At 70.0% G+C, this 25,921-nt stretch carries 20 protein-coding genes; 9 read left to right on the top strand and 11 right to left on the bottom strand.

Translation table 11 applies throughout. The features are described 5' to 3' along the window. Nucleotides 1-41: 41 nt before the first annotated feature. Entirely contained in the window at nt 42-905 is an 864-nt protein-coding gene (locus JEQ17_RS10240; protein ID WP_200394947.1) for a helix-turn-helix domain-containing protein, read from the bottom strand. Nucleotides 906-1,118: 213 nt separating this feature from the next. On the opposite strand from JEQ17_RS10240, the gene JEQ17_RS10235 reads away from it, so the two are divergent. Then, nucleotides 1,119-1,553, top strand: coding sequence for a hypothetical protein (locus JEQ17_RS10235; RefSeq protein WP_200394946.1), 435 nt, complete (start codon nt 1,119-1,121; stop codon nt 1,551-1,553). On the opposite strand, the gene JEQ17_RS10230 is transcribed toward JEQ17_RS10235, so the two are convergent. Further along, the gene (locus JEQ17_RS10230) at nt 1,535-2,518 is read right to left on the bottom strand and encodes a helix-turn-helix domain-containing protein (protein ID WP_200394945.1); all 984 of its coding nucleotides are present in this window, start codon (nt 2,516-2,518) and stop codon (nt 1,535-1,537) included. The two genes, JEQ17_RS10235 and JEQ17_RS10230, sit on opposite strands and share 19 nt — an antisense overlap. A 156-nt stretch (nt 2,519-2,674) precedes the next feature. Here JEQ17_RS10230 and JEQ17_RS10225 point away from each other — a divergent pair, with 156 nt between their 5' ends. Both JEQ17_RS10225 and JEQ17_RS10220 read left to right on the top strand, forming a co-directional pair. Continuing rightward, nucleotides 2,675-2,980, top strand: coding sequence for a 4a-hydroxytetrahydrobiopterin dehydratase (locus JEQ17_RS10225; protein ID WP_200394944.1), 306 nt, complete (start codon nt 2,675-2,677; stop codon nt 2,978-2,980). 8 nt (nt 2,981-2,988) lie between these two features. Next, nucleotides 2,989-3,747 carry a class I SAM-dependent methyltransferase gene (locus tag JEQ17_RS10220; RefSeq protein WP_200394943.1) on the top strand — a complete coding sequence of 253 codons (759 nt, stop codon included), beginning with the start codon at nt 2,989-2,991 and terminating at the stop codon, nt 3,745-3,747. Here JEQ17_RS10220 and JEQ17_RS10215 read toward each other — a convergent pair. Continuing rightward, a complete protein-coding gene (locus tag JEQ17_RS10215; RefSeq protein WP_200394942.1) occupies nt 3,686-4,192 on the bottom strand; it encodes a hypothetical protein in 507 nt (168 codons plus the stop codon). The two genes, JEQ17_RS10220 and JEQ17_RS10215, sit on opposite strands and share 62 nt — an antisense overlap. Beyond that, nucleotides 4,189-4,722: a hypothetical protein gene (locus tag JEQ17_RS10210; protein WP_234048141.1), complete on the bottom strand. Its 534-nt coding sequence runs from the start codon at nt 4,720-4,722 to the stop codon at nt 4,189-4,191. Before JEQ17_RS10210 ends, JEQ17_RS10215 begins: the two co-directional genes overlap by 4 nt. A gap of 62 nt (nt 4,723-4,784) precedes the next feature. Here JEQ17_RS10210 and JEQ17_RS10205 point away from each other — a divergent pair, with 62 nt between their 5' ends. Both JEQ17_RS10205 and JEQ17_RS10200 read left to right on the top strand, forming a co-directional pair. Next, a complete protein-coding gene (locus tag JEQ17_RS10205) occupies nt 4,785-5,774 on the top strand; it encodes a helix-turn-helix transcriptional regulator (RefSeq protein WP_200394941.1) in 990 nt (329 codons plus the stop codon). Nucleotides 5,775-5,865: 91 nt separating this feature from the next. Beyond that, the gene (locus JEQ17_RS10200) at nt 5,866-7,740 is read left to right on the top strand and encodes a rhamnogalacturonan lyase (RefSeq protein WP_200394940.1); all 1,875 of its coding nucleotides are present in this window, start codon (nt 5,866-5,868) and stop codon (nt 7,738-7,740) included. Between the two features lie 82 nt (nt 7,741-7,822). Here the strand turns inward: JEQ17_RS10200 and JEQ17_RS10195 are convergent, their stop codons facing one another. From JEQ17_RS10195 to JEQ17_RS10185, 3 genes are all read right to left on the bottom strand, one after another. Continuing rightward, entirely contained in the window at nt 7,823-8,401 is a 579-nt protein-coding gene (locus tag JEQ17_RS10195; protein WP_200394939.1) for a hypothetical protein, read from the bottom strand. A 200-nt stretch (nt 8,402-8,601) separates the two neighbouring features. Continuing rightward, complete coding sequence (locus JEQ17_RS10190) at nt 8,602-11,271, bottom strand: cellulose binding domain-containing protein (RefSeq protein ID WP_200394938.1); 2,670 nt, start codon at nt 11,269-11,271, stop codon at nt 8,602-8,604. 214 nt (nt 11,272-11,485) lie between these two features. Next, nucleotides 11,486-14,401, bottom strand: coding sequence for a glycoside hydrolase family 48 protein (locus JEQ17_RS10185; RefSeq protein ID WP_200394937.1), 2,916 nt, complete (start codon nt 14,399-14,401; stop codon nt 11,486-11,488). 482 nt (nt 14,402-14,883) lie between these two features. Between JEQ17_RS10185 and JEQ17_RS10180 the strand changes: the two genes are divergently transcribed. From JEQ17_RS10180 to JEQ17_RS10170, 3 genes are all read left to right on the top strand, one after another. Beyond that, nucleotides 14,884-16,596: a glycoside hydrolase family 6 protein gene (locus JEQ17_RS10180; RefSeq protein WP_200394936.1), complete on the top strand. Its 1,713-nt coding sequence runs from the start codon at nt 14,884-14,886 to the stop codon at nt 16,594-16,596. 212 nt (nt 16,597-16,808) lie between these two features. Continuing rightward, nucleotides 16,809-17,699, top strand: coding sequence for a class I SAM-dependent methyltransferase (locus tag JEQ17_RS10175; RefSeq protein WP_200394935.1), 891 nt, complete (start codon nt 16,809-16,811; stop codon nt 17,697-17,699). 185 nt (nt 17,700-17,884) lie between these two features. Next, nucleotides 17,885-18,586 (top strand): SDR family oxidoreductase, encoded by a 702-nt coding sequence (locus tag JEQ17_RS10170; RefSeq protein ID WP_200394934.1) that lies wholly within the window; start codon nt 17,885-17,887, stop codon nt 18,584-18,586. A gap of 130 nt (nt 18,587-18,716) precedes the next feature. Here the strand turns inward: JEQ17_RS10170 and JEQ17_RS10165 are convergent, their stop codons facing one another. Then, nucleotides 18,717-19,403 (bottom strand): glycoside hydrolase family 75 protein, encoded by a 687-nt coding sequence (locus tag JEQ17_RS10165; RefSeq protein WP_200394933.1) that lies wholly within the window; start codon nt 19,401-19,403, stop codon nt 18,717-18,719. Between the two features lie 366 nt (nt 19,404-19,769). After that, a complete protein-coding gene (locus JEQ17_RS10160; protein WP_200401414.1) occupies nt 19,770-20,558 on the bottom strand; it encodes an aldo/keto reductase in 789 nt (262 codons plus the stop codon). Nucleotides 20,559-20,850: 292 nt separating this feature from the next. Between JEQ17_RS10160 and JEQ17_RS10155 the strand changes: the two genes are divergently transcribed. Continuing rightward, nucleotides 20,851-21,639: a heparin lyase I family protein gene (locus JEQ17_RS10155; protein WP_200394932.1), complete on the top strand. Its 789-nt coding sequence runs from the start codon at nt 20,851-20,853 to the stop codon at nt 21,637-21,639. 103 nt (nt 21,640-21,742) lie between these two features. Here the strand turns inward: JEQ17_RS10155 and JEQ17_RS10150 are convergent, their stop codons facing one another. Both JEQ17_RS10150 and JEQ17_RS10145 read right to left on the bottom strand, forming a co-directional pair. Further along, nucleotides 21,743-22,558 (bottom strand): ABC transporter ATP-binding protein, encoded by an 816-nt coding sequence (locus JEQ17_RS10150; protein ID WP_200394931.1) that lies wholly within the window; start codon nt 22,556-22,558, stop codon nt 21,743-21,745. After that, nucleotides 22,555-25,908: an ABC transporter permease subunit gene (locus tag JEQ17_RS10145; protein WP_234048140.1), complete on the bottom strand. Its 3,354-nt coding sequence runs from the start codon at nt 25,906-25,908 to the stop codon at nt 22,555-22,557. The genes JEQ17_RS10150 and JEQ17_RS10145 overlap by 4 nt, the downstream gene beginning before the upstream one ends. Between the last annotated feature and the right edge of the window lie 13 nt (nt 25,909-25,921).

Below are 25,921 nucleotides of genomic sequence, written 5' to 3'. Positions count from 1 at the left end.
ACGACGGCCGTCAGCCAGCGAACAACAACAAGCCCCGCACTCTAGAAATCAGCCCGCCGCGCCCGAATCAATTCCGCGGTCCGCCGCGCCCCCGCCGCCCCGGTCGTCATATGGTCCAGCACCTCCAGATGCGCAGCCACCTCGTTGCGAGAGTCGAGATACAGCGCCCCGGTCAGATACTCGGTGTACACCATGTCCGGAAGCTCCGGCTCCGCGAAGCGGAACAGCACGAACGGCGCGTACGTCCCCGGATGAGGCCCGGACGCGAACTCGGCGATCTGCAGCGTGATGTGGTCGTTCTCGACGGCCTCCAGCAGATGGTCGAGCTGTTCGGTCATCACCTCGGAGCGAATGCTGACCGGCCGCCGCAGTACCGTTTCCTCCATGATCACCCAGAGGTGCGGCGGGTTCTCCCCGGTCAGCAGCTTCTGCCGGGCCATCCGCAGGGACACATGGCGCTCGATCTCCTCGGGCCCGGTCTGCCCGACCGTGCCCGCCTCCAGAACCGCGCGGGCGTAGTCCTCGGTCTGCAGCAGCCCGGGCACGAAGTGCGGCTCGTACGACCGGATGATCGAGGCCGCGCCCTCCAGGCTCACATGCATGCTGAACCAGTCCGGCAGGACGTCGTGGAAGCGCTGCCACCAACCTGGCTGGTTCGCCTCCTCGGTCAGCCGGACGAACGCCGCGATCTCGTCGTCGGGCACGCCGTACGTCGACAGCAGCACCTGGACGTACGGGATCTTCAGCGCGACCTCGGCCATCTCCATGCGGCGGATGGTCGCGCCCGTGACCCGCAGGATCCGCGCGGCCTCGTCCCGTCTCAGACCGGACGCCTCGCGCAACTCCTGCAGCCGTCTACCCAGCACCACCTGCCCCACGGTCGGCGCAGGACGCCTTTCACTCACGCCACGCCTCCCCAAGCGCCGAGCATGGCGAGAAGTGTGCCATGTTCCCGCTCAACCCTCACCTGATCCGGGGCGTTGTCATTACCTCAGCGGTAATCGACCGTCACCCGGGGCGCACGCCATGGTGGGTGTACCGGTTTCCGGGGCGGCGCACTCCGGTCCGGAAACCGGGTCCCACCAGTTCGCCACGACCTCGACGGAGGGTGATCCGCCATGTCCGCAACCCACTTCGCCGCCCTGGCCCGTACCACCGAGCCGCAGACCATGCTGCGCCGCTTCCTGGCGCTCGACGCGGCGGTGACCGGGGTGAACGGCGTCGCCTACCTCGTCGCGTCCGGACCGCTGGGGCGGCTGCTCGATGTCGGCCCGGGCCTGCTGCTCGTACTCGGCCTGGTTCTCACGGTGTACGCGGCCGGCGTCGCCTGGCTGGCCTCGCACCGCCGGCCGCCGGTCCTACCGGTACGGGCCGTGATCGAGATCAACCTCGCCTGGGCGGTGCTGAGTTTCGTCGCGCTCGCCGTGTGGCTGTCGCCGAGCACCGCCGGAGCGGTGTGGATTCCCTTGCAGGCACTGACCGTTGCGGGATTCGCCCTGGCGCAGTACGTGGCGCTGCGAGCGCTGACCGAACCTCAGGACATCAGTGACTGAAGGTACTTGACCGTCGCGGGGTCGGCCGGGAGCAGTGTCTCGATGGCCAGCTCGGCGACGGTCACGTCCATGGGCGTGTTGAACGTGGAGATGGACGAGATGAAGGACAGCACCCGTCCGTCGTGCTCGATCTGCATCGGCAGGGCGAAATAGGGGACGGTCTCCCCGATCCCCTCGTCGCTCCCGCTCCCGCTCTCGGGAGAGCCCTCCGAGGAGCCTTCCGAAGAACCCTCCGACGGATACGGATACGCCGCCACCTCCTCGTACAGCGCGCGCAGCGGCTCGGAACGGCGCAGGGCGATGTCCCGCTCCATCTGGGCCAGCAGATGGCCGCGCCACTCCCGCAGATTGCGGATCCTCGGCGCCAGACCCTCCGGGTGCAGCGTCAGTCGCATCGCGTTCAGCGGAGGGGCGAGGAGGTGCTCGGGGACGGTGTCGAGCAGCATCGCGATGCCCCGGTTGGCGGCGACCACGTTGTACGTCGCGTCCACCACGAACGCCGGATAGGGCTCGTAGCCCTGGATCAGCCGCTCCACGCCCTCGCGCAACGCGTCCAGCGCCGGATCGTCGAGCGGGGTCTCGGGATAGCGGGGCGCGTAACCGGCCGCCAGCAGAAGGGCGTTGCGGTCCCGCACGGGTACGTCCAGGTGCTCGGCCAGCCGCAGTACCATCTCCTCGCTCGGCCGGGAGCGGCCCGTCTCGACGAAGCTGATGTGCCGCGCCGACGACCCGGCCCGCAGGGCCAGCTCCAGCTGGCTGACCCGGCGCTGCTCCCGCCAGCCGCGCAGCAGCGGACCGACACCCTTGTCGACGCCGGAGGCGCCCCCGGCCCCCGAGACGGAGCGGGCGGTGGACGCGCCGGTGGATGTGACGGCGGACGAGGTACTGGACGCGCCGGTGGACGGGGAGGCGGACGCGCCGGTGGACGTGGCAGCGGACGGGGAGGCGGACGCGGCGGCGGTCATGTACCGACCGTAGTCGATCCGCCGCCCGGGAGTCGATGAGCGGCCCGGCGGCCGAATGCCTACCCCGCCCCTTGCGCCGGACGCGCCTGACCAGGGACGGGACGGCCGGACTGTGGCAGGCTGAAGAGATCCGGACGTCACGGAAGGAGCGCGATCATGCCCCCTGCACCGCTGTCGCAGAAGGAGATCGAGGACCGGCTCGCGGAGCTGCCCGGCTGGTCCCTGGACGGAGACCGGATCGCCCGCTCCTATCAGCTCGGCTCGCACTTCGCGGCAGCCGCGCTGGTCGTGCACATCGCCCAGGTGCAGGACGAGCTGGACCACCACTCCGACCTCACGCTCGGTTACCACACCGTCTCCCTCACCGTGAACACACACAGCGTGGGCGGAGCCGTCACCGAGCTGGACTTCGACCTGGCCCGCCGGGTCGAGGAGCTCTCCGCCGGGCACGGCGCACATTGAGCCCGCTGGTGTTCGACTACGACGAGGAGGCCGAGCGGTACGACGTGTCCCGCGGCGGCGAACCCCGTGCCGCCGCGGCCGCGAGCGCCGTACTCGGACTGATCCCCGAGGGCACGGGCAACCTCCTCGACATCGCGTGCGGCACCGGCATCGTGACGCGCCAGCTCGCGGCGACGGGTCTCGACGTGGCGGGCGTCGACGCGGCGTACGGCATGCTGCGGCGGGCCGCCGAGCGCGTACCCGGCCGGGTGGTTCTCGCGGACACCCGCCAACTCCCTTTTCCCGACGCCTCGTTCGGGGCTGTCACCGCCGTCTGGCTGCTGCATCTGCTGGACGACGCGGAGCGTGTCGTCGCCGAGGCGGCCCGGGTGCTGAGGCCCGGCGGCGTCTTCGTCACGACCGTCGACAAGGCCGCCTCGCACGACGTCCGCAGCGACATCGACGCCGTGATGGCCCCGCGCCCGCGCCGCGCGGCCCGTGACCGCGACGACCTCGTGGGGTCGTTCGCCGACCGGCACGCCCTGATCCCGGCGGGACGGGCGTGCTTCCGCGGCTTCGGCCAGGGCCGGGCTCCGGCGCGGGCCGCCGCCGACGTACGGCGCGGCTGGTACACGCTGCTGCCGCCGGGCGCGCCCCTCACCGAGAAACTCGCCCAACGCCTGGAACAGCTCCCGGACCAGCATGTCCCGCGCCCCGACCCGAAGTTCAAGCTGCGGGCGTTCCGGAAACCGGGTCCGGCGTTGAGCCCGCCGGGTCCCGGCGTGTGAAGTCCATGACCCAGTTGGTCAGCCATGTCTTCTCTCCGTCCACTGAGAACGCCTGCTCCCAGCGGGCCGTGGTCGATGAGATGCCCGACCACACGAATCGCACACGCACGTCCTTGCCGTCGTGCGTGTCGTCGCCGTAGAACTCGCCCCGCCCGTCCGTGAATCGGCCGATCACGGGCGGGAACAGCCGGCCGCTGCGACTGCTGGACCAGTTCAGCGACCACTGCCCGGTCTCCCGGTCGCGCAGGCGCAGGGTCAGCCCCTTCCAGCCCTGGCCGGGCACGTCCATCTCGTCGATGTTGCCGGCCCCGTCGAAGAGGCTCCAGCAGCGGTTCGTGGCCGGGAACTCCTCCCAGTCGCTCCCGGCGTCCAGGAAGTCGGTGCGGCGGCGGTGGGCCACGTCCCACTCGCCGACGAAGAAGTCGAAGTCGTGCGGCGCGCTCATGAGCGGTCTCCAGTCGTGCCCTCGGGCAGGCAGTCGGCCATATAGGCGTCGAGGTCGGGGACGTCGGGCGCGAGGATGTGCCGTACCCAGGCGTCGCGTTCGTGCAGGATCGGCGGCAGCTCCCAGACACAGCCGATCCACGGCAGGTCGGGGGCGATGAAGTGCGTCGGGTCGCGGTCCGGACAGCCGAGCACCGGCTGGCCCGCCGAGGCACCCTTGAAGTGCAGGACGTTGTCCCACACCCAGCTGTACGCGTTCAGATAGGCACCGTCGTCGCCGCCTCGGTGCAGCACGACGAACGTCACGGGCGGTGTGCCGTCCGCCTCCGGCAGCAGCTTCGGCAGCATCGCGTACGCCGCCTCCTGGACGTCGGGTGCGATGCCCGCCGGGTCGGCGGTCACGTGGTAGCGCTTGATCCGCCGCCCCGCCACCTCGATGGGCGGCGGCACGGTCAGCAGCTTCTCCGCGAAGTTCCGGGAGATGCCGGAGGTCGCGGAGGTCTTGGAAGTGCCGGGGGTCTTGGAGGTCATGAGAGGACGCTATGGCCGCTTCACTGACACCTTCTGTCAGTGAAGCCTGACATTCTGGAGAGGTGAAATCAGCCCGGCTCGTCTCGATCATCCTGCTCCTCCAGACCCGGGGCCGGATGACCGCCGCCGACCTCGCCGAGGAGCTGGAGGTCTCGGTGCGCACGGTCTACCGGGACGTCGAGGCACTGAGCGCCGCAGGCATCCCGCTGTACGGCGATGCCGGGCACGCGGGCGGCTACCGCCTCCTCGACGGCTACCGCACCCGCCTCACCGGCCTCACCGCGGGCGAGGCGGAGGCCCTGTTCCTCGCGGGCGCGCCCGGCCCCGCCGCCGAGCTGGGCCTCGGCCCCGTCCTCGCCGCCGCCCAGCTCAAGGTGCGCGCCGCCCTCCCTCGCGAACTGCGCGAGCACGCCGACCGCATCAGCGGCCGCTTCCACCTCGACGCGCCCGGCTGGTACGCCGACACCGACAGCGGGGGAGCTCCGTACCTCCCGGCCGTTGCCGACGCCGTCTGGAACAGCCGCGTCCTGAACGTCCTGTACCGCCGCTGGCGAGAGCCCACCGACGTGGAGCGCCGCCTCGAACCGTACGGACTCGTCCTCAAGGCGGGCCGCTGGTACGTCGTCGCGGGACCCGGGCCGCGTACGTTCCGCGTCGACCAGATCCTCGAACTGGCCGCGTCCGGCGAGGAGTTCACCCGCCCCGACGACTTCGACCTCGCCGCGTACTGGACGGCGTACCAGAGGGACTTCCACGACCGGCTGTACCGGGCCGAGGCGGTGGTCCGGCTCGCCCCGGGCGTCCGTCTCACCGGCCCGGCCGGCGACGCGGTGCGGGCCAACGGCCGTACGGACCCGCGGGGTTGGACCGTGGCCACCGTCCCCATCGAGTCCGTCGACCACGCACACGGTGAATTCCTGCGTCTCGGAGCGGGCGTGGAGGTGCTGGAACCGGCCGAGTTGCGCGACCGCGTCGCCGGGACGGTCGCCGCGCTGTCCCGCACGTACGACGTATCTCCTGCGTACAACGAATCCCGCACGCACGACACATAGAGAGCGCTTGCCGAATTGCGGCAACTCCCGTGCCTCCAGCGGCAACTGAGGTAGCAGAACCCGTCTGCCCCTCCCAGGGAGGTACGTCACCGTGCAGCACCCGCAACGCAGACGCAGCAGCAGAACCAGGCTCCTCCTGACCACCGTCGTCGCCGGCGCCCTCGCCGCCGCAGGTCTCACCTCGCTCACCGCGACCCCGGCGCATGCCGCGACCGCGCGCCAGGTCGAGAAGCTCGATCGGGGTGTGGTCAGCGTCCATACGGACGCCGGCAACCTCGTCAGCTGGCGTTGGCTCGGCACCGACCCGAACGACGTGTCGTTCAACGTCTACCGGGCGGGTACGAAGGTCAACCCGACCCCGGTCACCGGCTCGACGAACTACTTCCACGCGGGCGCGCCCGCCCAGGCCGACTACACGGTCCGCGCGGTCGTGGGCGGCGTGGAGCAGGGCGACTCGGTCCACGCGATCCAGTTCCGTACCGGATACAAGGACGTGCCGATCACCCCGCCCGCGGGCGGCACCACCCCGGACGGTGTCGCGTACACCTACGAGGCCAACGACGCCTCCGTCGGCGATCTCGACGGCGACGGCGCGCTCGACTTCGTCCTGAAGTGGCAGCCGACGAACGCCAAGGACAACTCCCAGTCCGGCTACACCGGCAACACGATCATCGACGGCGTCAAGCTCGACGGCACCCGGCTGTGGCGCATCGACCTGGGGCGGAACATCCGCTCGGGCGCGCACTACACACAGTTCCAGGTGTACGACTACGACGGCGACGGCAAGGCCGAGGTGGCCGCGAAGACCGCCGACGCCACGGTCGACGGAACGGGCGCGGTCATCGGCAGCGCCTCCGCCGACCACCGCAACTCCAGTGGATACGTCCTCGCCGGGCCCGAGTACCTGACCATGTTCAACGGCCAGACGGGCAGGGCGATGCAGAGCGTCGACTACGTCCCGGCGCGCGGCACGGTCTCCTCGTGGGGCGACTCGTACGGCAACCGTGTGGACCGGTTCCTCGCCGGTACCGCCTATCTGGACGGCGCCCGGCCCTCGCTCATCATGGCGCGCGGCTACTACACGCGTTCGGTGATCGCGGCCTGGGACTGGCGCAACGGGGCGTTCACGCGGCGCTGGACCTTCGACACCAACTCCTCGACCAACAGCGGCAAGGGGTTCGACGGCCAGGGTTCGCACAGTCTGTCCGTGGGGGACGTCGACAACGACGGCAAGGACGAGATCGTCTACGGGGCGATGGCCGTCGACGACAACGGCAACGGCCTGTGGACCACGAGGACCGGGCACGGCGACGCCCAGCACCTGGGCGACCTCGACCCGGGGACGTCGGGCCTGGAGTACTTCAAGGTCTCCGAATCCACCTCCCAGCCCGCCGAGTTGTACATCAACCCCGCGAGCGGCGCGGTTCGCTGGCAGCTCGCCGCCTGCTGCGACAACGGCAGGGGAGGGGCCGGGGACATCTACGCCGGCAACGACGGCGCCGAGCTGTGGTCCGCCTCCGACACGAACATCCGCGACGAGTCCGGCGCCACCAAGGGCCGCGAGCCGTCCTCGGTCAACTTCCTGTCCTGGTGGGACGGGGACACCACCCGCGAACTCCTCGACGGCACCCGCATCGACAAGTACGGCACGTCCGGCGAGACCCGTCTGCTGACCGGCGCCTCGGTCCACTCCAACAACGGCACGAAGGCGACCCCGGCGCTGTCCGGCGACCTCTTCGGCGACTGGCGCGAGGAGGTCGTCTGGGCGACCGGTGACAACACCGCCCTGCGCGTCTACTCCACCCCGAACGAGACCGCCACGAAGATCACGACTCTTCTCCACGACACGATGTACCGCACGGGCATCGCCTGGCAGAACACCGCCTACAACCAGCCGCCGCACCCGAGCTTCTTCATCGGCAACGGCATGCCGACGGCCCCCAGGCCGGCGGTCTACACACCGTGACCTGCTGAAACGGGTTCCAGGGTGAGATGAAGGGGCGGCCGTCCGAGCCCGTGGGACGGCCGCCGAACTCGCATACGGCCCGTCAGCCGACCTTCTTCCACGTCTTGCAGCCGGTGGACTGGAACGCCCCGTCGCTGCCGGCGATGGTGATCGTGGTGGGGCCCTCGACGTTGCCGTTGGTGATGATGTCCTCGAAGTCGCCCGACGTGCCCTTCAGTCGCGCCCAGTAGCAGTTCGGGATCACCGAGTCCTCCGCGCCCGCCGTCTTGTAGGTGCCTGCCTTGATGTCGTCCCCGACGACGAAGGTTCCCTCGCCGGGGATGGTGGCGACCTTCGGCTCAGGCTTCTTCGACGGCTTCGCCGTGACGGTCTTCGTTTCGGTGACCGTTTCGGTGACCGTGACCTCCGGTGCCGGTTCGGCGTCGGCTTTCAGCTCGGCCGCACCGGCGGTCACCGTGACGGTCGGCCGCGCGGACGCCTCTTTGCCGGAGTCCTCTCCGCCGGATGCTCCGATGCCGGCGCCGACGAGCAACAGGGCGGCTGCCGCGGGGATCACGATGCGCTTGCGCGCCCAGCCCGGACGGGGAGGCGCCGGCGGCTGCTGGGGAGGCGGGCCCCACTGCGGCTGCGGAGGCGTGGACGGCGGTGGTCCGAAAGACATGGTTCCCCCCGGGGTTGTGGAGGAATGACCGTAACGGGAGGAGTGAAGAAAGTGTGAGGGATGTGAATGGATGGTGACTTGGTTGTGATGTGAACAATCGATGCCTGCAGCCGTCGACCACGATGCCCGCAGCCGTCGAGTACGCAAGGAGGGCGCGGGCCTTGCCCGGCCCGCGCCCTCCCGTTCGTCCGGCCCGGTTGTCAGGTCACCGTGCAGGACTGGTCGCCGAGTTTGAATGCCGTCGGTTTCCCGTTCGTCCCCGACCAGCTCCCCGTGAATCCGAAGCTCACCGACGAGCCGGGCGCCACGTTCGCGTTCCAGCCCAGGTTCTTCATCGTGACCGCCGCTCCGGACTGGGTGTGCTCGGTGTTCCAGGCCTGGCTGACGCTCTGGCCGTTGGGGAAGGACCAGCCAAGTGCCCAGCCGTTCCAGTTGGTCGAGCCGGTGTTGTTGAGCTGTACGTCCGCCTGGAAGCCGCCCGACCACTGGTTCGTGATCTTGTACGTCACCGCGCAGGCGCCGGTCGGCGTCGGATCCGTACCGCCCCCGCCTCCGCCGTCCGAGTCCGACGAGTCGCCGTAGACGACACCCCGGCCGTTCGTCGACACGTACACACGCCCGTAGACGCGCGGATCACCGGTGATGGCCGCGCCCGTCCAACCCCACTGGTGTGCGTCGTCGTTGATGCGTGTCCAGGTCGCGCCCTTGTCCGTGGAGCGGAAGATGCCGCGTACGCCGCCGATCTTCGCGCTCGTGTAGAGGGTCTGGTAGGAGGCGCCGGCCGCGGCCTTGCCGAAGCCGATCGTGTCGGCCTGCTCGACGCCCGACAGCTTGGTGAAGGTCGCGCCGCCGTCCGTGGAGTGCCACAGCCCGTACGCGCCGTCGCTAGCGCCGCCCGCCAGCCACACGTCACCCTTCGTACCGGGCAGCGCCTTGAACCGCACGCTGTCGCCGCTCGGCAGCCCGGTCGCGGACGAGGCCGTGAAGGAGACTCCGCCGTCCGAACTGACGTAGAACCTGCCCGACTTGAAGCCGTAGAAGGTCTTCGGGTCGACCCGGTCCGACTCGACGATCGCACCGGCCGGAATGCCGGTCGAGGCCGACCACGAGGTGCCGAAGCCCGTCGCGTGGTGCACGCCCGCGCCCTCCGGACTCCACACGAACCGGCTGCCGTCGGACGCCGCCGCGACCGTGCCGCCGCCGCTCACACCCGAAGGGTCGGTCCCCGCGAACCAGTTGGCGCCGTTGTCCGTGGAGAACGCCACATGCGGACCCGAGTCGAGATTGCCGGCCCGCACGACCGTGCCCGGGTTGGACTCCGCGAAGTCGAGGCTCGTCGTCGTGGTGAAGTTCGGCGAAGTGAACATCATCGAGGGGACCTTGGTGAGATCCGTGTGCCGGAAGCCGCCGATGTCGCCCAGCGCGCTGAGGAGTTGGGCCCCGCCGGACGGGGGAGCGGCCAGGTCGTTCACGGCCGTCTCCTCCAGACCCTGCACCATCGGCTTGATGGTGAACTGGCCGCCGCTGTCCCACTGGCCCAGGTTCTCGGTGCCGTAGACCGTCGCGCCCGTCCCGTACATCATCCGGGCCGAGTTGAACGGATCGATCTCCAACGCCTCGGTCATCCAGCCCAGTTTGGGGCTCTGCTCGGGCGGCGACGGATTGGCGCCCCAGCTCAGCCACGGCGAGGACGAGACGTCCATCGTGTAGCGGTTCGAGCGGTTGGGGTACGACGTGTAGTCCCAGGCCTTGGTCCAGGTGCCCCCGCTGTTCGTGGAGCGGAAGATCTGTGTGTCGGGCCACCAGGAGCTGTATGCCGTCGCCATGACCGTGCCCGGCTTCTGCCTGTCGACCGTCAGTCCGCTGAAGCCGTAGTAGGTGTCGGCCTCCGCGACCGGGCTGATGTCCGTCCAGGTACCGGTCGCCGTCGCGTACCGCCACAGCCGGCCCTTGCCGCCGTCGTACGGCCCGCCCTTGTCGCTGTACGCGAGGTAGAGGTAGCCGTTCGTCGCGTCCAGGACCCCCTTGTGGGCCAGGTATCCCGTGGGCTGTCCGGCGAGACGGGACCAGGTCGCGCCCGCGTCGGTGGAGCGGTAGACGGCGTTGTCCTTGTCGGCGACACCGACATAGATGGTCCCGGTGGCATTGGTGCCCGTGCCGGTCGACTCGTCGAAGGTCACCCAGGCGATGCCCTGGTTGTCGGAGGCGTACCCGCTCGTGTCGGTCGGATCCTGCACGTAGTTGCCGACGTTCGGGAAGTTCGTCACCTGCGACCAGGAGGCGCCCGAGTCCGTGGACCGCCACAGTCCCTTGCCGCTCGGGGCGCCCAGATACAACACGCTGTTCCTGTGGGGGTCGACAGCGAGCCGTTCGCCCATGCCGCGTCCGGGCATGTTGCCGCCCAGCTTGAACGGCAGATCGGCCTTCTGCCAGGTCGCTCCCCGGTCGGAGGACCTGAGCACGGCCCCGTTCCCGGGATCCCAGCTGTTCGTGTACGTCCCGACGGCCGCGTACACCTTGCTCGGCGCCACCGAGTCGGAGGCCAGGCTCACGACACCGGTGTGGCCCCAGCGGTCCCAGCCCACCGAGTCGAGCAGCGGGGTCCAGCTCTTCGACGACTCCTGCCAGCGGTAGGCGCCGCCGATGTCGGTCCGGGCGTACGCGAGGTTCTTCTCGGACCGGTTGAAGACGATGCCGGGGACGAACCCGCCGCCGTCGATGCGCGCGTTCTTCCAGGTGTACGTGTCGGCGGCGACGGACGCCGAAGGCGCGGCCCTCTCGACGGGCTGCGCGGCCAGCGCGGGCGGCACACCCGCGAGCAGCCCGGCCGCGAGCCCGAGCACGGCGGTCAGGACGGGGGTTCTTCGCACGGTGACCCTCTCCTTGCGTGGGGGGACGAAGACGCGTAGGGCGCGTGTGGACCGGACGGCCCCCGGTGGGGTGGGGGCCGTCCGACCCGGCGCACGCGAAGCTCTGGGCGCCCCGCGCCCTTTGGGGGCGCGGGGAACTGCGCGACCAGCCACATCAGGCCCGCAGCCTTCGTACCGCCCGACCCGCGGAGCGCCACGCGGAGCAACAACGGGGCTATTCGAGAAGCTCCGCGTACGAGCCCATCGCGAGAGCGATATCCGCCTGGGCCCAGAACCGGTGATACGTGAACGAGGGCGCGGCCCCGCCCGCGAGATACGCCTCGATCTTCGACCAGGCCGGATCGTCCTCGTAGAAGGAACGAATCGAGTCGAAGGTCGACGACGAGTTGATCGTGTCCCCGTTCGGCATCCTGCCGCTCCAGCCGCTCGGGACGTACACGCCGTCGTCGAAGCGGTTGTAGTCGGCGCGGGTCTCCGGGACCGCGATGCCCAGCGCGTCCTGGTTGTTCTTCCACATGCCGTCGAGCAGCGCCTTGGCCGTGGTTCCGGCCTGTGTGTCACCGGAGCGGTCGGCGTAGTACGTCAGGGTCTTGGCGTACGCGGCCGCCACGCCGACGTCGTCCGTGTAGTCGGCGACGGTGACGTGAAGTCCCGTATTGGCGCCGGGACTTGACGCGTTCCAGGTGTCCGGCTTGCCCGACCACCGGAGCGTGTTGGGGATACGGAAGGAGCCGTCGGGGTTGACCGTGGTGTTGGCCAGCGCCCAGTCGACCCACTTGTCGAGGACGACCTTGGCATCGGCGTCACCCGTCTGCTGGTAGTACTCGGCGACCCGCTCCATCGACCACGCCTGGAAGCCGAACCACTGGTTGGACGGCGGGTCGTGGTAGACGGGCTTCTCGTCGTAGAACATGCCGTAGAAGGTCGGCGTCCCGGAGGGCGGCGTCGCATAACGCCCCTGCCAGCTGTTGGTCGCGCCGCCCGCGATGGCCCCCTCGCTGGACTGCAGCCAGCGGTAGAACTCCAGCTGCCGGTCGAGGGACTTGGCCCAGTCCGCCTGCCCTGTGGCCGACTTGGGCTTCAGGTCGGCGTACGAGCTGAGCGCGTACGCGGCGAGTGGGTTCTGGTAGCCGCCGTGGGTGTGGCTGGAGCCGATGCGCCAGGCCCAGCCCGCCGAGGTGTCGGTGGCGCCGCCCCACGCGTAGTACCAGTTCAGGAGGTAGTGCGAGGCGTCCTTGCCGGTGCCGGCCGGGCAGGTCGACGGTCCCACGCAGTTGCCGATTTTCTTGAAGTACTTGTCGTACATGGAGTAGCGGAGGTAGTCGCCCATCTTCGCGGCCTTGCCGACGGTCGCCGTGACGGCGGAGCCGTTGCCCTGCTGCTTGGCCCAGATGTCGGCCCAGTACGCGGCCTGCACGGCCCGCGCGTCGGCGTCGGGGGCGTTGGTGAACTTCCACTGCCTGGCGTACGCGGCGTCCTTGGTGAACAGGTCCAAGTACCCGTTCGTGCCGCCGTACTTGAAGGCGTCGCACGTCGGCTGTGGCACTGTCTCCCACACCGACTCCTGCGATCCGCGCTGGAACGTGTTGATGTACGAGGGACCGGAGTCCGTCGGACCCGCCTCGCACTTGCCGGGCGAATTGCCGTACCCGTAGACGTTGTCGACGTCCTGCAGCCAGTGCATGCCGTAGATGTCGTCCGTGCCGTACGCGCTCTTCAGCTCGGCGGCGATCGGGTCGGGGCCGACCGACACACCGGTGTCGAGCTGCGCCGGATACTCGTTCGGGGTGTCGTGCTCGGGCGCGTAGGTCGCCGGCTTCGAGGCGTTGTAGAACGAGTTGGTCGGCTGGTCGGCCTTCGTGGGGATCATGAACTTCTCCATGATCTCCCAGGCGCCGTTGAACCTCGACCAGTCGCCCGTCACCTTGCCGTACATGGCCTGGAGCCAGAGCAGATAGCTGTACGCCTCCGACGTCGTCTCATGGCCGTGGTCGGGCGCCTCGACGATCAGCGTCTCCACCGAGTGGTACGGGATGCCCTCCGGCGAGAAGTAGCCGTTCGCCGGGTTGGTGATCTTCCCGTAGAGCTCCAGGAAGCGGGCGTCGTACTCCTTCGACGCGGCGAGCTGCGTGACGGTGACCGCACCCTTCGCGTGCCCGGTGGCCGTCGACTCGAAGGTCGCCGAACCGGTGCCCGAGGCGGCGGCCGTGACGGTCACCTTCTGGGCGGTGTTCCAGTTCGACGGCGTGAAGGTGAGCGACGCCCCGCCGGTGACGGACAGACCCGTGTTGCCGCTCGCCCGAGCGGTCGCCACTGTGACGTTCGCCGACGGCTGGGTCGAGAGCTTCACGTCGTACGTGCCCGACTTGCCCTGCTGGACGCCCAGTTGGGTCGGCGAGACCACCACGGCGGGACCCGAGGCGACCGTGATGCCGACCGGTGTGGACTCCGCCGACGCGCCCAGGCTGTCGTACGCCTTCGCGAGCAGCGAATGACTTCCCACGGTCAATCCGGAGGCCGAGAGCGAGTACGGCGAGCTGGTGTCGGTGCCCAGCAGGGTCGTGTTGTCGTAGAACTCGACCTTGCTGATCGTCGCGTTGTCCGCGGCCGCGGCGGTCGCGGCGAGCGGGACGGCGGCGCCCTGTGAGTAGACCGCGCCCGCGGTGGGGCTGGTCAGCACGGTGATCGGCGGCTGGTGGGCGCCGGTGCAGGCCGTGCCGTTGATCGCGAAGGACGTGGGCGCGGCGTTGGTGCCGCTGTACGTGAACTGGGCGCCGGTCGTCACCGCGGCACCCACCCCGATCGTCCCGTTCCAGGACGCGTTCCTCGCGGTGACCGTCCTGCCGGACTGCGACCACGTACCGCTCCAGCCGCTGCTGAGCTGCTGGTTGCCCGCGTAGTCGTACGTCAGGGCCCAGCCGCTGATCGCCTCCGTGCCGCGGTTGGTGAGGGTGAGCTCGGCGGTGAAACCGGAGCCCCAGTCGTTCGTCTTGTAGTCGACGCTGCACTGGACGGCCGCCGCCTGAGCGGGGGTCACGCCGGTCGCCAGTGTGGTCAACGGAAGGGCGAGGGCCGCCACCACGGCGGTCCACATCCGCCGCGCGAGGCGGCGTCTCCGTCTGGGTGCCATGTTCTGGTTCCTCTCCATGCGGCTCGGAGATGGGGGGAGGGGCAACAAGCCTTGAACCAGTGGGAGCGCTCCCATAGTGGGGATGAGGGTCGAAGGGGTCAAGGTGCTTGAAGAGTCGAAATGATTCGATAGATCAAGAGTGCAACTCCTCTGTCCTTTACCAACACTTGGCGCTACCTTCTTCGGCACCAGTGGGAGCGGTTCCATCAGTCGACACGTCCGTCACGGCGCGTCAGAACTGCAAGGAGTCGCTCATGCGACACCCCCCGCGTTTACCTCTTTTAGTGGCCGGCGCCGCGGATCTTTGTCATGAACACCGCGAGCGCCTCGGTCGTGTCACGGCTTCGGGAGTCGCGTCCGCCTGCCCGGTGGAGTGCTCCGAGCTCACCCTCATCCCCCATGGCGACGGCACTCCCATGCCGTCGTACGGCATCGGGCTGCGCGATCGCGTGCGCTCCCTCGACGGATAGGACACCCCGCACATGAGCCGTACCAGAACAGCAATCCTCGCGGCGATGGCGCTGGTCGCCGGCACCGCGGGCGCCGCCGTCGCGGCGATACCCCCGGACGTCGGCGTGGCCGCCATCCCCTGCACTGTCGACTACAAGGTGCAGAACCAGTGGGACTCCGGCTTCACCGCCGCGGTCACGGTCACCAACAACAGTGCGGCCAAGTCGAGTTGGGCCGTGAAGTGGTCGTACGCCGGAAACCAGAAGGTCACCAGCGGCTGGAACGCGAAGCTCAGCCAGAGCGGCACCGCAGTCACCGCGGCCAACGAGAGCTACAACGGCACGCTGGGGACCGGGAGTTCGGTCAGTTTCGGCTTCAACGGCACCTACAGCGGCACCAACGCGCTGCCCACGACGTTCACCCTGGACGGCGTGACCTGCAACGTCGACGACGGTGGCAGCGGCCCCGGACCCACGGACCCGCCGGGCCCGGGCACCAAGGTCGACAACCCGTACGCGGGCGCCAAGGTGTACGTGAACCCGGAGTGGAAGGCGAAGGCCACCGCGGAGACCGGAGGCAGCCGGATCGCCAACCAGCCCACCGGCGTGTGGCTCGACCGGATCGCCGCCATCAACGGCGTGAACGGCGGCATGGGCCTGCGCGCCCACCTGGACGCGGCGCTGGCGCAGAAGGGCTCCGACGAACTGGTCGTGCAGCTGGTCATCTACAACCTGCCGGGCCGTGACTGCGCGGCCCTCGCCTCCAACGGCGAGCTCGGCGCGACGGAGATCGACAGGTACAGGACCCAGTACATCGACCCGATCGCGGCGATCCTCGCCGACAGCAAGTACGCGGGTCTGCGGATCGTCACGACCGTCGAGATCGACTCACTGCCGAACCTCGTCACGAACGTCTCGCCGCGTGCCACCGCCACCGCCAACTGCGACACGATGAAGGCGAACGGCAACTACGTCAAGGGCGTCGGCTACGCGCTGAACAAGCTCGGCGACGCGCCCAACGTCTACAACTACGTGGACGCCGGACACCACGGCTGGCTCGGCTGGGACGACAACTTCGCACCCTCCGCCGCGCTGTTCAAGGAGGCGGCCACCGCCGAGGGCGCGACCGTCGCCGATGTGCACGGCTTCATCGTGAACACCGCCAACTACAGCGCCCTCAAGGAGAACCACTTCACGATCAACGACTCCGTCAACGGCGCGTCGGTCCGTACGTCGAAGTGGATCGACTGGAACCGGTACGTCGACGAGCAGTCGTACGCACAGGCCATGCGCAGCCAGCTGGTCTCGATCGGCTTCCCCTCCGGGATCGGCATGCTGATCGACACCTCCCGCAACGGCTGGGGCGGCACGGCCAGGCCCACCGGGCCCGGGGCGACGACCAACGTCGACACCTACGTCAACGGGGGCCGTTACGACCGGCGCATCCACCTCGGCAACTGGTGCAACCAGTCGGGCGCCGGCCTCGGCGAACGCCCGCAGGCCTCACCGGCGACCGGCATCGACGCGTACGTGTGGATGAAGCCGCCGGGTGAGTCGGACGGGTCGAGCACCGCGATCCCCAACGACGAGGGCAAGGGCTTCGACCGGATGTGCGACCCGACGTACACCGGTAACCCGCGGAACAACAACAACATGTCGGGCGCGCTGGCGAATGCGCCTTTGTCCGGGCACTGGTTCTCGGCGCAGTTCCAGGAGCTCATGAGGAACGCGTATCCGGCGCTGTGACCTTCCGCTGGTGCGGGGTCACCTGAGCTGATTGTTCGTCCGCGGGCTGAGTTCGGCTGGTCGCGCAGTTCCCCGCGCCCCTAAAAGAATGCGCAGTTCCCCGCGCCCCTTTCGGGGGGCGTGGGGGACTCTTTGCTGTTCCGGCAAGGTGAGTGGCTGTTTTGGGGAGGTGGTAGCACGCTGGCCGTATCCCGGACGAGAGGCTTGGAACCATGGCACACGACCACGGGCAGCACGAGGAACAGGGTCACGGTCACACGCACACCCACATCGACTTCGCCGAGATGCTTCCGATGCTGGAGCAGGAGGCCGAGCTGTTCACACCGCTCTACACGGAGGCGGCGGGCTGGCTGCGGGAGCGGCAGCCGGAACCCGAGATGATCGTGGACGCGGGCAGCGGTCCCGGTGTCATCTCCTGTCTGCTCGCCGACACGTTTCCCAAGGCACGGGTCGTCGCCGTCGACGGAGCCGGGCCCCTCCTGGAAGCGGCCGTCGCCCGCGCCGCCCGCCTCGGGTTCGCCGACCGCTTCAGCACGCTGGAGGCCGAACTCGGCGACGGGCTGGGCGACCTGGAGTACCCGGCCGATCTTCTCTGGGCCAGCAGGTCCCTGCACCACGTCGGCGACCAGCGGGCCGCCCTCGCCGGATTCGCCGAGCGGCTCGCGCCTGGCGGGGTCCTCGCGCTGCTGGAGGGCGGCCTGCCCTCGCGTTATCTGCCGCGTGACATCGGCATCGGCCGGCCCGGTCTGCAGTCCCGGCTGGACGCGGTCGAGCAGGAGTGGTTCACGCGGATGCGCCGTGAGCTGCCGGGGGCGGTCGAGGAGACCGAGGACTGGGCCGGACTGCTGACGGCCGTCGGCTTGCGGCATACGGCGACCCGTACGTTCCTGCTCGACCTGCCCGCGCCGCTGTCCGAGGAGGGGCGTGCCTTTGTCGCGACCAGCCTCGGCCATCGCCGGACCGGGCTCGCGGAAGGCCTTGAGGCCGACGACCTCGCCCTGCTCGACCGGCTTCTCGACGCGGACGACAAGGCGAGCGTGTTCCAGCGGTCGGACGTGTTCCTGCTCGCCGCGATGACCGTGTATGTCGGGGTGAAGGCCTAGCGCTTCGCGTGGGACCCGGCCGAGGGCGACGGCACCGTGGCTGGTGTTCACAGTGCGGGTCGTGGGGGCTGGTCGCGCAGTTCCCCGCGCCCCTTACGGGGCACCCTGCGGGACGTGTTGACATCGAGTGCTCTCCAAGTGATGGACTCCGGGCACTTCGTGACGGACACGACTTGGGGGAACGTATGACTGACTCACCAGTGGCGTTGATCACCGGCGGCGGCAGCGGGATCGGCGCGGCCGTGGCGCGGCAACTGCTCGACGCCGGGCACCGGGTGACGGTGACGGGGCGCGGGGAGGAACGGCTGCGCGGGTTCGCCGAACAACTCGGCAAGCCCGAGGGGCTGTTGACGATCAGGGGTGACGCGGCCGACTACGACCACGTCCAGGCGGCCGTCGAGGCGACGGTGAAGGAGTTCGGCCGGCTCGACACCGTCGTCGCCAACGCCGGGTACGCCACGCACGACACCGTCGCCGAGGGCGATCCGGCCGGTTGGCGGGACATGGTGCTGACCAATGTGCTCGGCCCCGCGCTGCTGATCCGGGCGTCGATCGACCGGCTGAAGGAGACGCGGGGGCGGATCGTGCTCGTCGGCAGCGTCGCGGGTCACATCCACGGGCCCGGCAACATCTACGGGGCGACGAAGTGGGCGGTGACCGGGCTCGCCGAGAACACCCGGCGGCAGGTCACCGAGTACGGCGTGGGCGTGACCCTGATCTCGCCCGGCCGGGTGGAGACACCGTTCTGGGACAACTACGGCAGCCTGCCGCCCGGGCATCTGCTCACCTCGGACCAGCTCGCGGAGTCGGTCGTCTGGGCGATCCGGCAGCCGAGCGGGGTGGACGTGAACACCGTCGTCGTACGGCCGATCGGCCAGCCGGTCTGAGCAGCGGCTCCACGCCGGTCCGAGGCGGGGGACACGGGAGGCCGGTCCGGCCGCGGCGGAATCCGCGACCGGGACCGGCCTCCGTCAGCCGGTCGACTCACTGGTGCGTGGCTTCTCGGTCGTGCTCGTCTCAGTTGTCCTCGAGGAACTGCTCCGCGAGCGCTTCACCGAGGGACGCCGTCGCTTCCTGGTCCTCGATGGGGGAGACCCGGGAGTTGGTGAAGACGATGTACGTCACTCCCGAGGCCGCGCCGCCGGTCGCAGGGTCGGGATTGATACCGAGGGCCCGCGCGGCGGCGTACGAGGCCTCGCCGATGATCTTCGTGGGGCCGGTGTCACCGACGACCGCGTACTGGACCTGGTCGCCGTGGATCACCGCCGCCACGCTGCCGCCCCTGATGCCGGAGCCCGTGTAGTTCCAGATGCCGCTGGGGCCGGGTACCACGATGTAGGGGAGATGCGCGGAGTTCAGCGGTCTGCCGTCGGACTGGTGGAAGGCCGTCTGGTCCTGGAACCACGGATCGGTGCGCTTGTTGCACTCGATGGTGACCTGGCCGTCGCAGTCGATGTCCATGTCGGCCTTCCAGAAGACCGCGCCGTTCATGCCGCACACCGGGACGGTGGCCGGTGCCCCGACGTCGAGGCTGTACTTGCCGTTCGAGATCTGCGAGCAGGACGTCATCTCGGCGAGCAGGTCGGAGGCGGCGACCGCACCCTCCGGAGCCTGTACGGGGGCGGCGCCCGCCGGGAGGGCCGCGGCGGCGATGAGCGCGGTGCCGGCGGCTGCGGCGGCGAGGGTCAGTGTTCGAGTGCGCACTGTGGGAGGACCCTTCTGGGCCTTGGGGACGTCACGCGGCGGGGCGACGTGCATCCGACGTATGGGACGTATAGGGGACATCGACGTGGACGAGGGGACATCGACGGGGCATATGTGTGTTCGCTGAACGGGTACTCGGGCGAGCCTGACCGATCCCCCTTCCGTCGGCGAGGATGCCGCGCCTTGTCTCACCCGCCCGCCGCATCCACGACACCGTGTCGGCAGAGCCGCCGTCGGCCGGTCGCCCGATGGCCGGGGGCCGGGACGCAGGGAAGCCCCGAACACACGACGAAGCCGCCGCCCGAGCGTGTCGGGCGACGGCTTCCGGTGCCGCGGGTCGTGCGACCGTACGGTCAGTCGTTGACGTCAGTCGTTGACGTCGGCCGGGTCGGAGCCGACGCGGCGGTCCTCGTTGAGCGCGCTGATCGCGGCGATGTCCTCGGTGTCGAGGGAGAAGTCGAAGACGTCGATGTTCTCCTTGATCCGGGACGGGGTCACGGACTTGGGGATCACCACGTTCCCGAGCTGGATGTGCCAGCGCAGGACGATCTGGGCAGGCGTGCGGTTGTGCTTCTGGGCGATGGCCACGATGGCCGGGACTTCAAGAAGGCCCTTGCCCGAACCGAGCGGGGACCAGGCCTCCGTGGCGATGCCCTGCTCAGCGTGGTACTCGCGGGACGCGTGCTGCTGGAGGTGCGGGTGCAGCTCGATCTGGTTGACGGCCGGAATGACGGACGTCGCCCCGATCAGCTTCTCCAGGTGCTCCGGAAGGAAGTTGGAGACACCGATCGACTTGGCGCGGCCGTCCGCGTAGAGCTTCTCGAAGGCCTTGAACGTGTCGATGTACTTCCCCTTGGCCGGCATCGGCCAGTGGATGAGGTACAGGTCGACGTAGTCGAGGCCGAGCTTCTCCAGGGACGCGTCGAAGGCGCGCAGCGTCGAGTCGTATCCCTGGTCGGCGTTCCAGAGCTTGGTGGTGACGAAGAGGTCCTTGCGGGCGACGCCGGAGCCGGCGAGACCCCTGCCGGTGCCCTTTTCGTTGCCGTAGATCGCCGCAGTGTCGATGCTGCGGTACCCGGCCTCCAGCGCGGTGGCGACGGCCCGCTCCGCCTCGTCGTCCGGCACCTGCCAGACACCGAAGCCCAGCTGAGGCATCTCGACGCCGTTGTTCAGGATGATCGGGGGGACCTTGCTCACGAGCTCTCGATCCTTCAGTCGTCGGGTGGTACTCCCATCGTCAACGATCACGGGCCGTCGTGCATTCCTGTCCCGCTTTCCGGCCCCGTGCGAGCGCCGAGCGAATCGGAGATTGGCTGGAAACCTACCCGGGTTCGCAGGTCCGAACCATTGACCGCGTCCTGTCAGTACCGGGACTCTTCTGCATGTTGGTGAACGGGGTGCACGTATGTGAACTCAGAAACTCGACGACGAGAAGAATGAGAGACCCATGACCCCCACACGAAGGAACCTGCTCGGCGCGGCACTGGGCGGCGTTGCCGCCGCGGCCGTCGGTCCACCCGCCCTCGCGGCTCCCGCCGCGTCCTGGCAGCTGAAGTGGTCCCCGTCGGCGCGCACCAACGGGCTCGGCGCCTTCGAGACCCTGGAGGACGACCGCGCGGACTCGCACCCCGCGGCCTCCCCGCACATCTTCGCCACGGGCGACAACTGGCGGTTCAACATGCACACCGTCGACCGCGACACGTCGACGGACCGTCAGCGGCACGAGGTCACGGGCCTGCGCAACGGCTCCGGCAGCAACTACCTCAAGTGGACCGAGGGCCAGACCTGGCGGGTGACGTACTCGATGTACATCCCCAGCTCCCTGAAGGCGACCACCACCTTCACCCACATCATGCAGATGAAGCAGCCCGGCACCGGCAGTTCGCCGATCGTCGTGCAGTCGCTCCGGCGGGTGAACGGCGTGCAGACCATCGAGCTCAAGCTCTTCGAGAGCGACATCCTCGTCGGCCGCACGAACCTCGAACCCCTGCACAACAAGTGGATCGACGTCGACTTCCAGATCAAGGTCGGCAACGGATCGGCCGGTTCGGTCCGCTGGATCCTGAAGAACGGCTCGACGACGGTCGTCGACGCGTCCCGCACGGGCGTGGACACGTTTCTGGCCGACCGCGTACGCCCCAAGTGGGGCATCTACCGCTCCCTCGGCGACACCTCCGGCTCCCTCCAGGACTGCTATCTGCTGCTCTCGAACATGCGGGGTTACCAGCTGGTGTGAGCCGTGAGCCGTGAGCCGTGAGCCGCTGGCGCGGGCCGCTCCGGTCGGTGGTTCGTGTCGGCGGCTCGTGTGAGCGGCCGATGCGAGTGGCCGGCGCGGGCCGTCAGTTCGTGGTCGTGCCCAGGTACGCGTCCCTCACCCGCCGGTCCGCGTGTACTTCGGCGGGGGTGCCCTCCGCGAGGACGCGGCCCAGGTCCAGTACGACGACCCGGGCCGACAGTTCCATGACGAAGGCGACGTTGTGCTCGACGAGGAGGACGGCACAGCCTTCCTCCTCGGAGAGTCGGCGTACGACGGACGACAGTTGACGGCGTTCGTCGGCGGTCATCCCGGACGCGGGCTCGTCCAGCAGCAGCACCCTGGGCGGGTCCGCGACCGCCCGCGCCAGCTCGACCATGCGGGCCCGGCCCACCGGCAGGGCACCGGCGTAGGTCTCACCGAGGTCGTCGAGCCCGCAGGTGCGCAGGACGGTGGCCGCCCGGGCGCGGCGGTCCCGCTCGTACGTACGCCGAGTCGGGGACGCCAGCAGATCTGCCGCGAGCCCGCCTCCGCCGCCGCGCCACTCCTGGGCCACGACCAGATTGTCGGCCACGGTGAGCTGGCCGAACAGCTGCTGGCGCTGGAAGGTGCGGCGCATACCGTGGCGGGCGCGCCATACGGGGGAGCGTCGGGTGACGTCCGTTCCGTCGAGACGGACCCGGCCCTCGTCCGGGCGCCGGATGCCGGAGAGCACGTCGAAGAGGGTCGTCTTTCCCGCGCCGTTGGGGCCGATGAGCCCACAGATCTCCCCGGGCCGGAGGGTGAGGCTCACGTCGTCGAGCGCCCGGATGCCACCGAAGCGGACGCCGATGCTGGTGGCCTGGAGGGCGGGCGGCACGGGGTGTTCGAGGTGCTCGGGGTGCTCGGGGGTGCTACTCATGGCCGGACCCCTCCCCGGGTCTGGGACGGGATCGTCGGATTCACGGGGGACGCGGGGCCTGGATCGGCACCGGAACCGGGATCGGGATCGGGATCGGGATCGGGGCCGGGGCTGGGTTCGGCTTGGGCCTCCGAACTCGGGGCGGGCCGGGCCTCGGCCTGCGAACCCGGGGCGGGGCCAGCTTCGGCCTCCGGACTCGGGGCGGGCCGGGCCTCGGCCTGCGAACTCGGTGCGGGGCCAGCTTCGGCCTCCGGACTCGGGGCGGGCTCGGCCTCGGCCTGCGAACTCGGTGCGGGGCCAGCTTCGGCCTCCGGACTCGGGGCGGGCTCGGCCTCGGCCCCCGAACTCGGGGTAGGCCCGGGTTCGGCCTCGGAACCCGGGGCTTGACCGGCCTCGGACCCGGCTTCGGGACCCGCACCCGCTTCGGGCCCCGCCGCCAGGCCCAGATACGCCTCCGTCAGCCGGGCCGTCTCCACGGATGCCCGGGGACCGCACCACGTCACCCGCCCCTGCGCGAGGTACGCGACCGTGTCCGCGACCCCCAGTGCCTCGGTCGCCTTCTCCTCGACCAGGAGCAACGCCGTTCCGGTGTCGCGGAGTTCGGTGAGGAGGCGGAACACCTCCTCGACGATGCGCGGGGCGAGGCCGAGGGACGGCTCGTCCGCGATCAGGACCTTCGGGGGGCGTTGGAGGAGCGGCGCGAGGGCGAGCATCTGCTGTTCGCCGCCGGAGAGGGAGCCTGCGGGCACGCCGCGTCGTCCGGCGAGGCCGGGGAACCGCTCGTACACGGCCTCGCGTTGGTCCTTCTCCCGCAGATACAGGGCGAGGTTCTCCTCGATGGTGAGCGCCGGGAAGATGCCCCGCCCCTCCGGTGCCAGGACCACCCCGGCCCGCGACCGGCGTACGGCTCCCTCGCGGGTGGCGTCGCGCCCGGCCACGTACACCTGGCCGCCGAGCGGACCGACCAGGCCCGCCGCGACACGGCACGTCGTCGATTTCCCGGCCCCGTTCGGGCCGAGGAGCGCGACGATCTCGCCTGGGTGCACGGCGAGGTCCACCCCGTGCAGCACGGGCGCGCCGTCGTATCCGGCACGGACGGCGCGGAGTTCGAGGGCGGGCGGTTCGGCGGGGGAGGGGGACACTGTGAGCGGGGTACCGACTTGGGCGACGCCGACCGGCCCCCCGCTCGGGGCTTGGGACGCGCCGACAGGGCTCTCGCCCGGCACGCGCAACGCGTCGGCCGGGCTCCCACCCGGCGCCCCGGACACCCCCGCCCCGTTGCCGCTCCGCGCCTCGACCGGACCTCCCGCCATGCCAGTCCCCGATTCGGGCTCGACGCCCGTCACACCACTCGCCGGCCGTGACTTCGCTCCGGCCCCAGCTACGGCGCCTCCCTCTGCCCCGGCCATGGCACTCGACCCGGCCCCGGCCGGCCCCCCGCGCGCCAACCGCCTCCGATGCACCCGTACCGACACCGCGGCGCAGTACCCGTCCGGGTCGTTCGCCAGGGCCAGGCCCGCGAGGCCGAAGAGGATCACCGGGAGGTGGACGGACTCGGTGACGTAGTCGGAGACGAGGTGCGGTACGAGGGCGTAGACGAGCCCGGCCACGACCGCGAACTGCGGGCGCCGCAGGCCCGCCGCGACGACCACCGCGAGCCAGATCAGTCCTGTCATCGCGGTGAAGTCGGTAGCGGTGACACGGGTGTTGTAGGACGCGTACATCACGCCGCCGAAGCCCGCGAGCCCGGCCGACAGGGTGAACAGGACCAGCTTGGTGCGGACGACCGACACCCCGGAGGCCATCGCCGCCGCGGGCGCCGAGCGCACCGCGAGCATGGCCCGCCCGGACGGTGAGCCGCGCAGTGCGCTGAGCGCGGCGACGGCGGCGGTGACCAGCACGAGCAGCGCGACGCCGAACGCCCGGTCGTCGTTCAGATCCACCGGACCGAAGACCGGCCGGGGGATCGACCAACCGGTGTCGCCGTTCCTCAACCAGCCGATCTGGAAAAGGACTTGGTCAGCCAGGAAGGCGAGCGCGAGGGTCGCGAGGGCGAGCGAGCGTCCGCCGAGCCGCAGCGCCGGAAGCGCCACCAGGGCACCGAGCACGGCCGCCGCGCACGTACCCACGGCCGCCGCGGCCACGAACGGCCAGCCATGACTCATCAGCAGCCCAGCCACCAGCGCCGCCCCGGTCACGAACGTCGCCTGCGCCAGCGACACCATTGCGCCGAGCCCCGTCACCACCGTGAAGGAGACGAACACCAGGGACAGGGCGAGCCCTTGGGCGAGGATGCCGCTCCAGAAGGGGGTCGTCACCGTGTAGAAGGCCGCTGCCAGCAGCACGGCGGCAGCCGCCCACGGTCCCCACCGCCGAAGCCGGGACCGGCCCGCCAGATAGTCGACCGGCGGCGCGTCCACGGCCGCCGTCCCCGCCGTACGGCTGCGCCTGGTCAGCAGGAGCAGACCGGCGAAGAGGATCAGGAACGGTACGGCGGTTCGGAAGCCGGTGATCCGCTCGGCGAAGTCCGCGTACCCGGCGACCAGGTTCTGCAGCACCCCGAGCCCGAGCCCGCCCGCGAACGCCAACGGGACGGAGACGAAACGGCCGAGCACCGCGGCAGTCGCCGAGACGAAGAGGAAGAGCGTGAAGTCGTGGGCCGACAGGCCGAGCAGAGGGGTGGCCAGGACGCCCGCCAGGCCCGCGAGCCCCGACGACAGCATCCACGCGATCGACGACAGCCGGTCCGCGCTCAGCCCGCGCAGCTCCACCAGCGAACGGTCGTCGACGGCCGCCCTGAGCTTCAGCCCCAGCGGGGTGTGCCGCATCAGGATCCAGAGTCCGACGGCCACCACCGCGGTCGCGACCCAGGTGATCAGCTGGTCCGAGTCGATCCCCACACCGTCCGTCAGCTGCCAGGACTTCGCCGGACTCGGCCCGACACCGGGCAGCCCGAACTGGTTCTCGGCCGGTTTCACCGACGCGCCCGCGTCCTCCAGCAGCTCGACGATCCACAGCCCGAGCGCGGGCAGCGCCACCAACAGCCCGATGGTGGCGACGATCTGGGCCGTCTCACCGACCCGCGCCAGCTTGCGGAACATCAGCCGGTCGAGTCCCCAGCCGAGCGCGGGTGCCGCCACACAGACCAGCAGCACGGCCGTCGGCACGGCGGGCCAGCCGAAGCCCGAGTGCAGCTCGTAGAAGACGAGCGCGCAGAGGTAGGCGGTCGCGCCGTGGGCGAAGTTGAAGAGGCCCGAGGCCGAGTAGGAGAGCACGAGACCGGTGGCGAGCAGCGCGTACAGCGCACCCGACACCAGTCCGCTCAGTACGAATCCGAGAAGGTCCGCCATACCGAGTCCCCAA

Source organism: Streptomyces liliifuscus (assembly GCF_016598615.1).
Taxonomy (GTDB): Bacteria; Actinomycetota; Actinomycetes; order Streptomycetales; family Streptomycetaceae; genus Streptomyces; species Streptomyces liliifuscus.
This window is presented reverse-complemented; position numbering and strand designations above follow the sequence as displayed.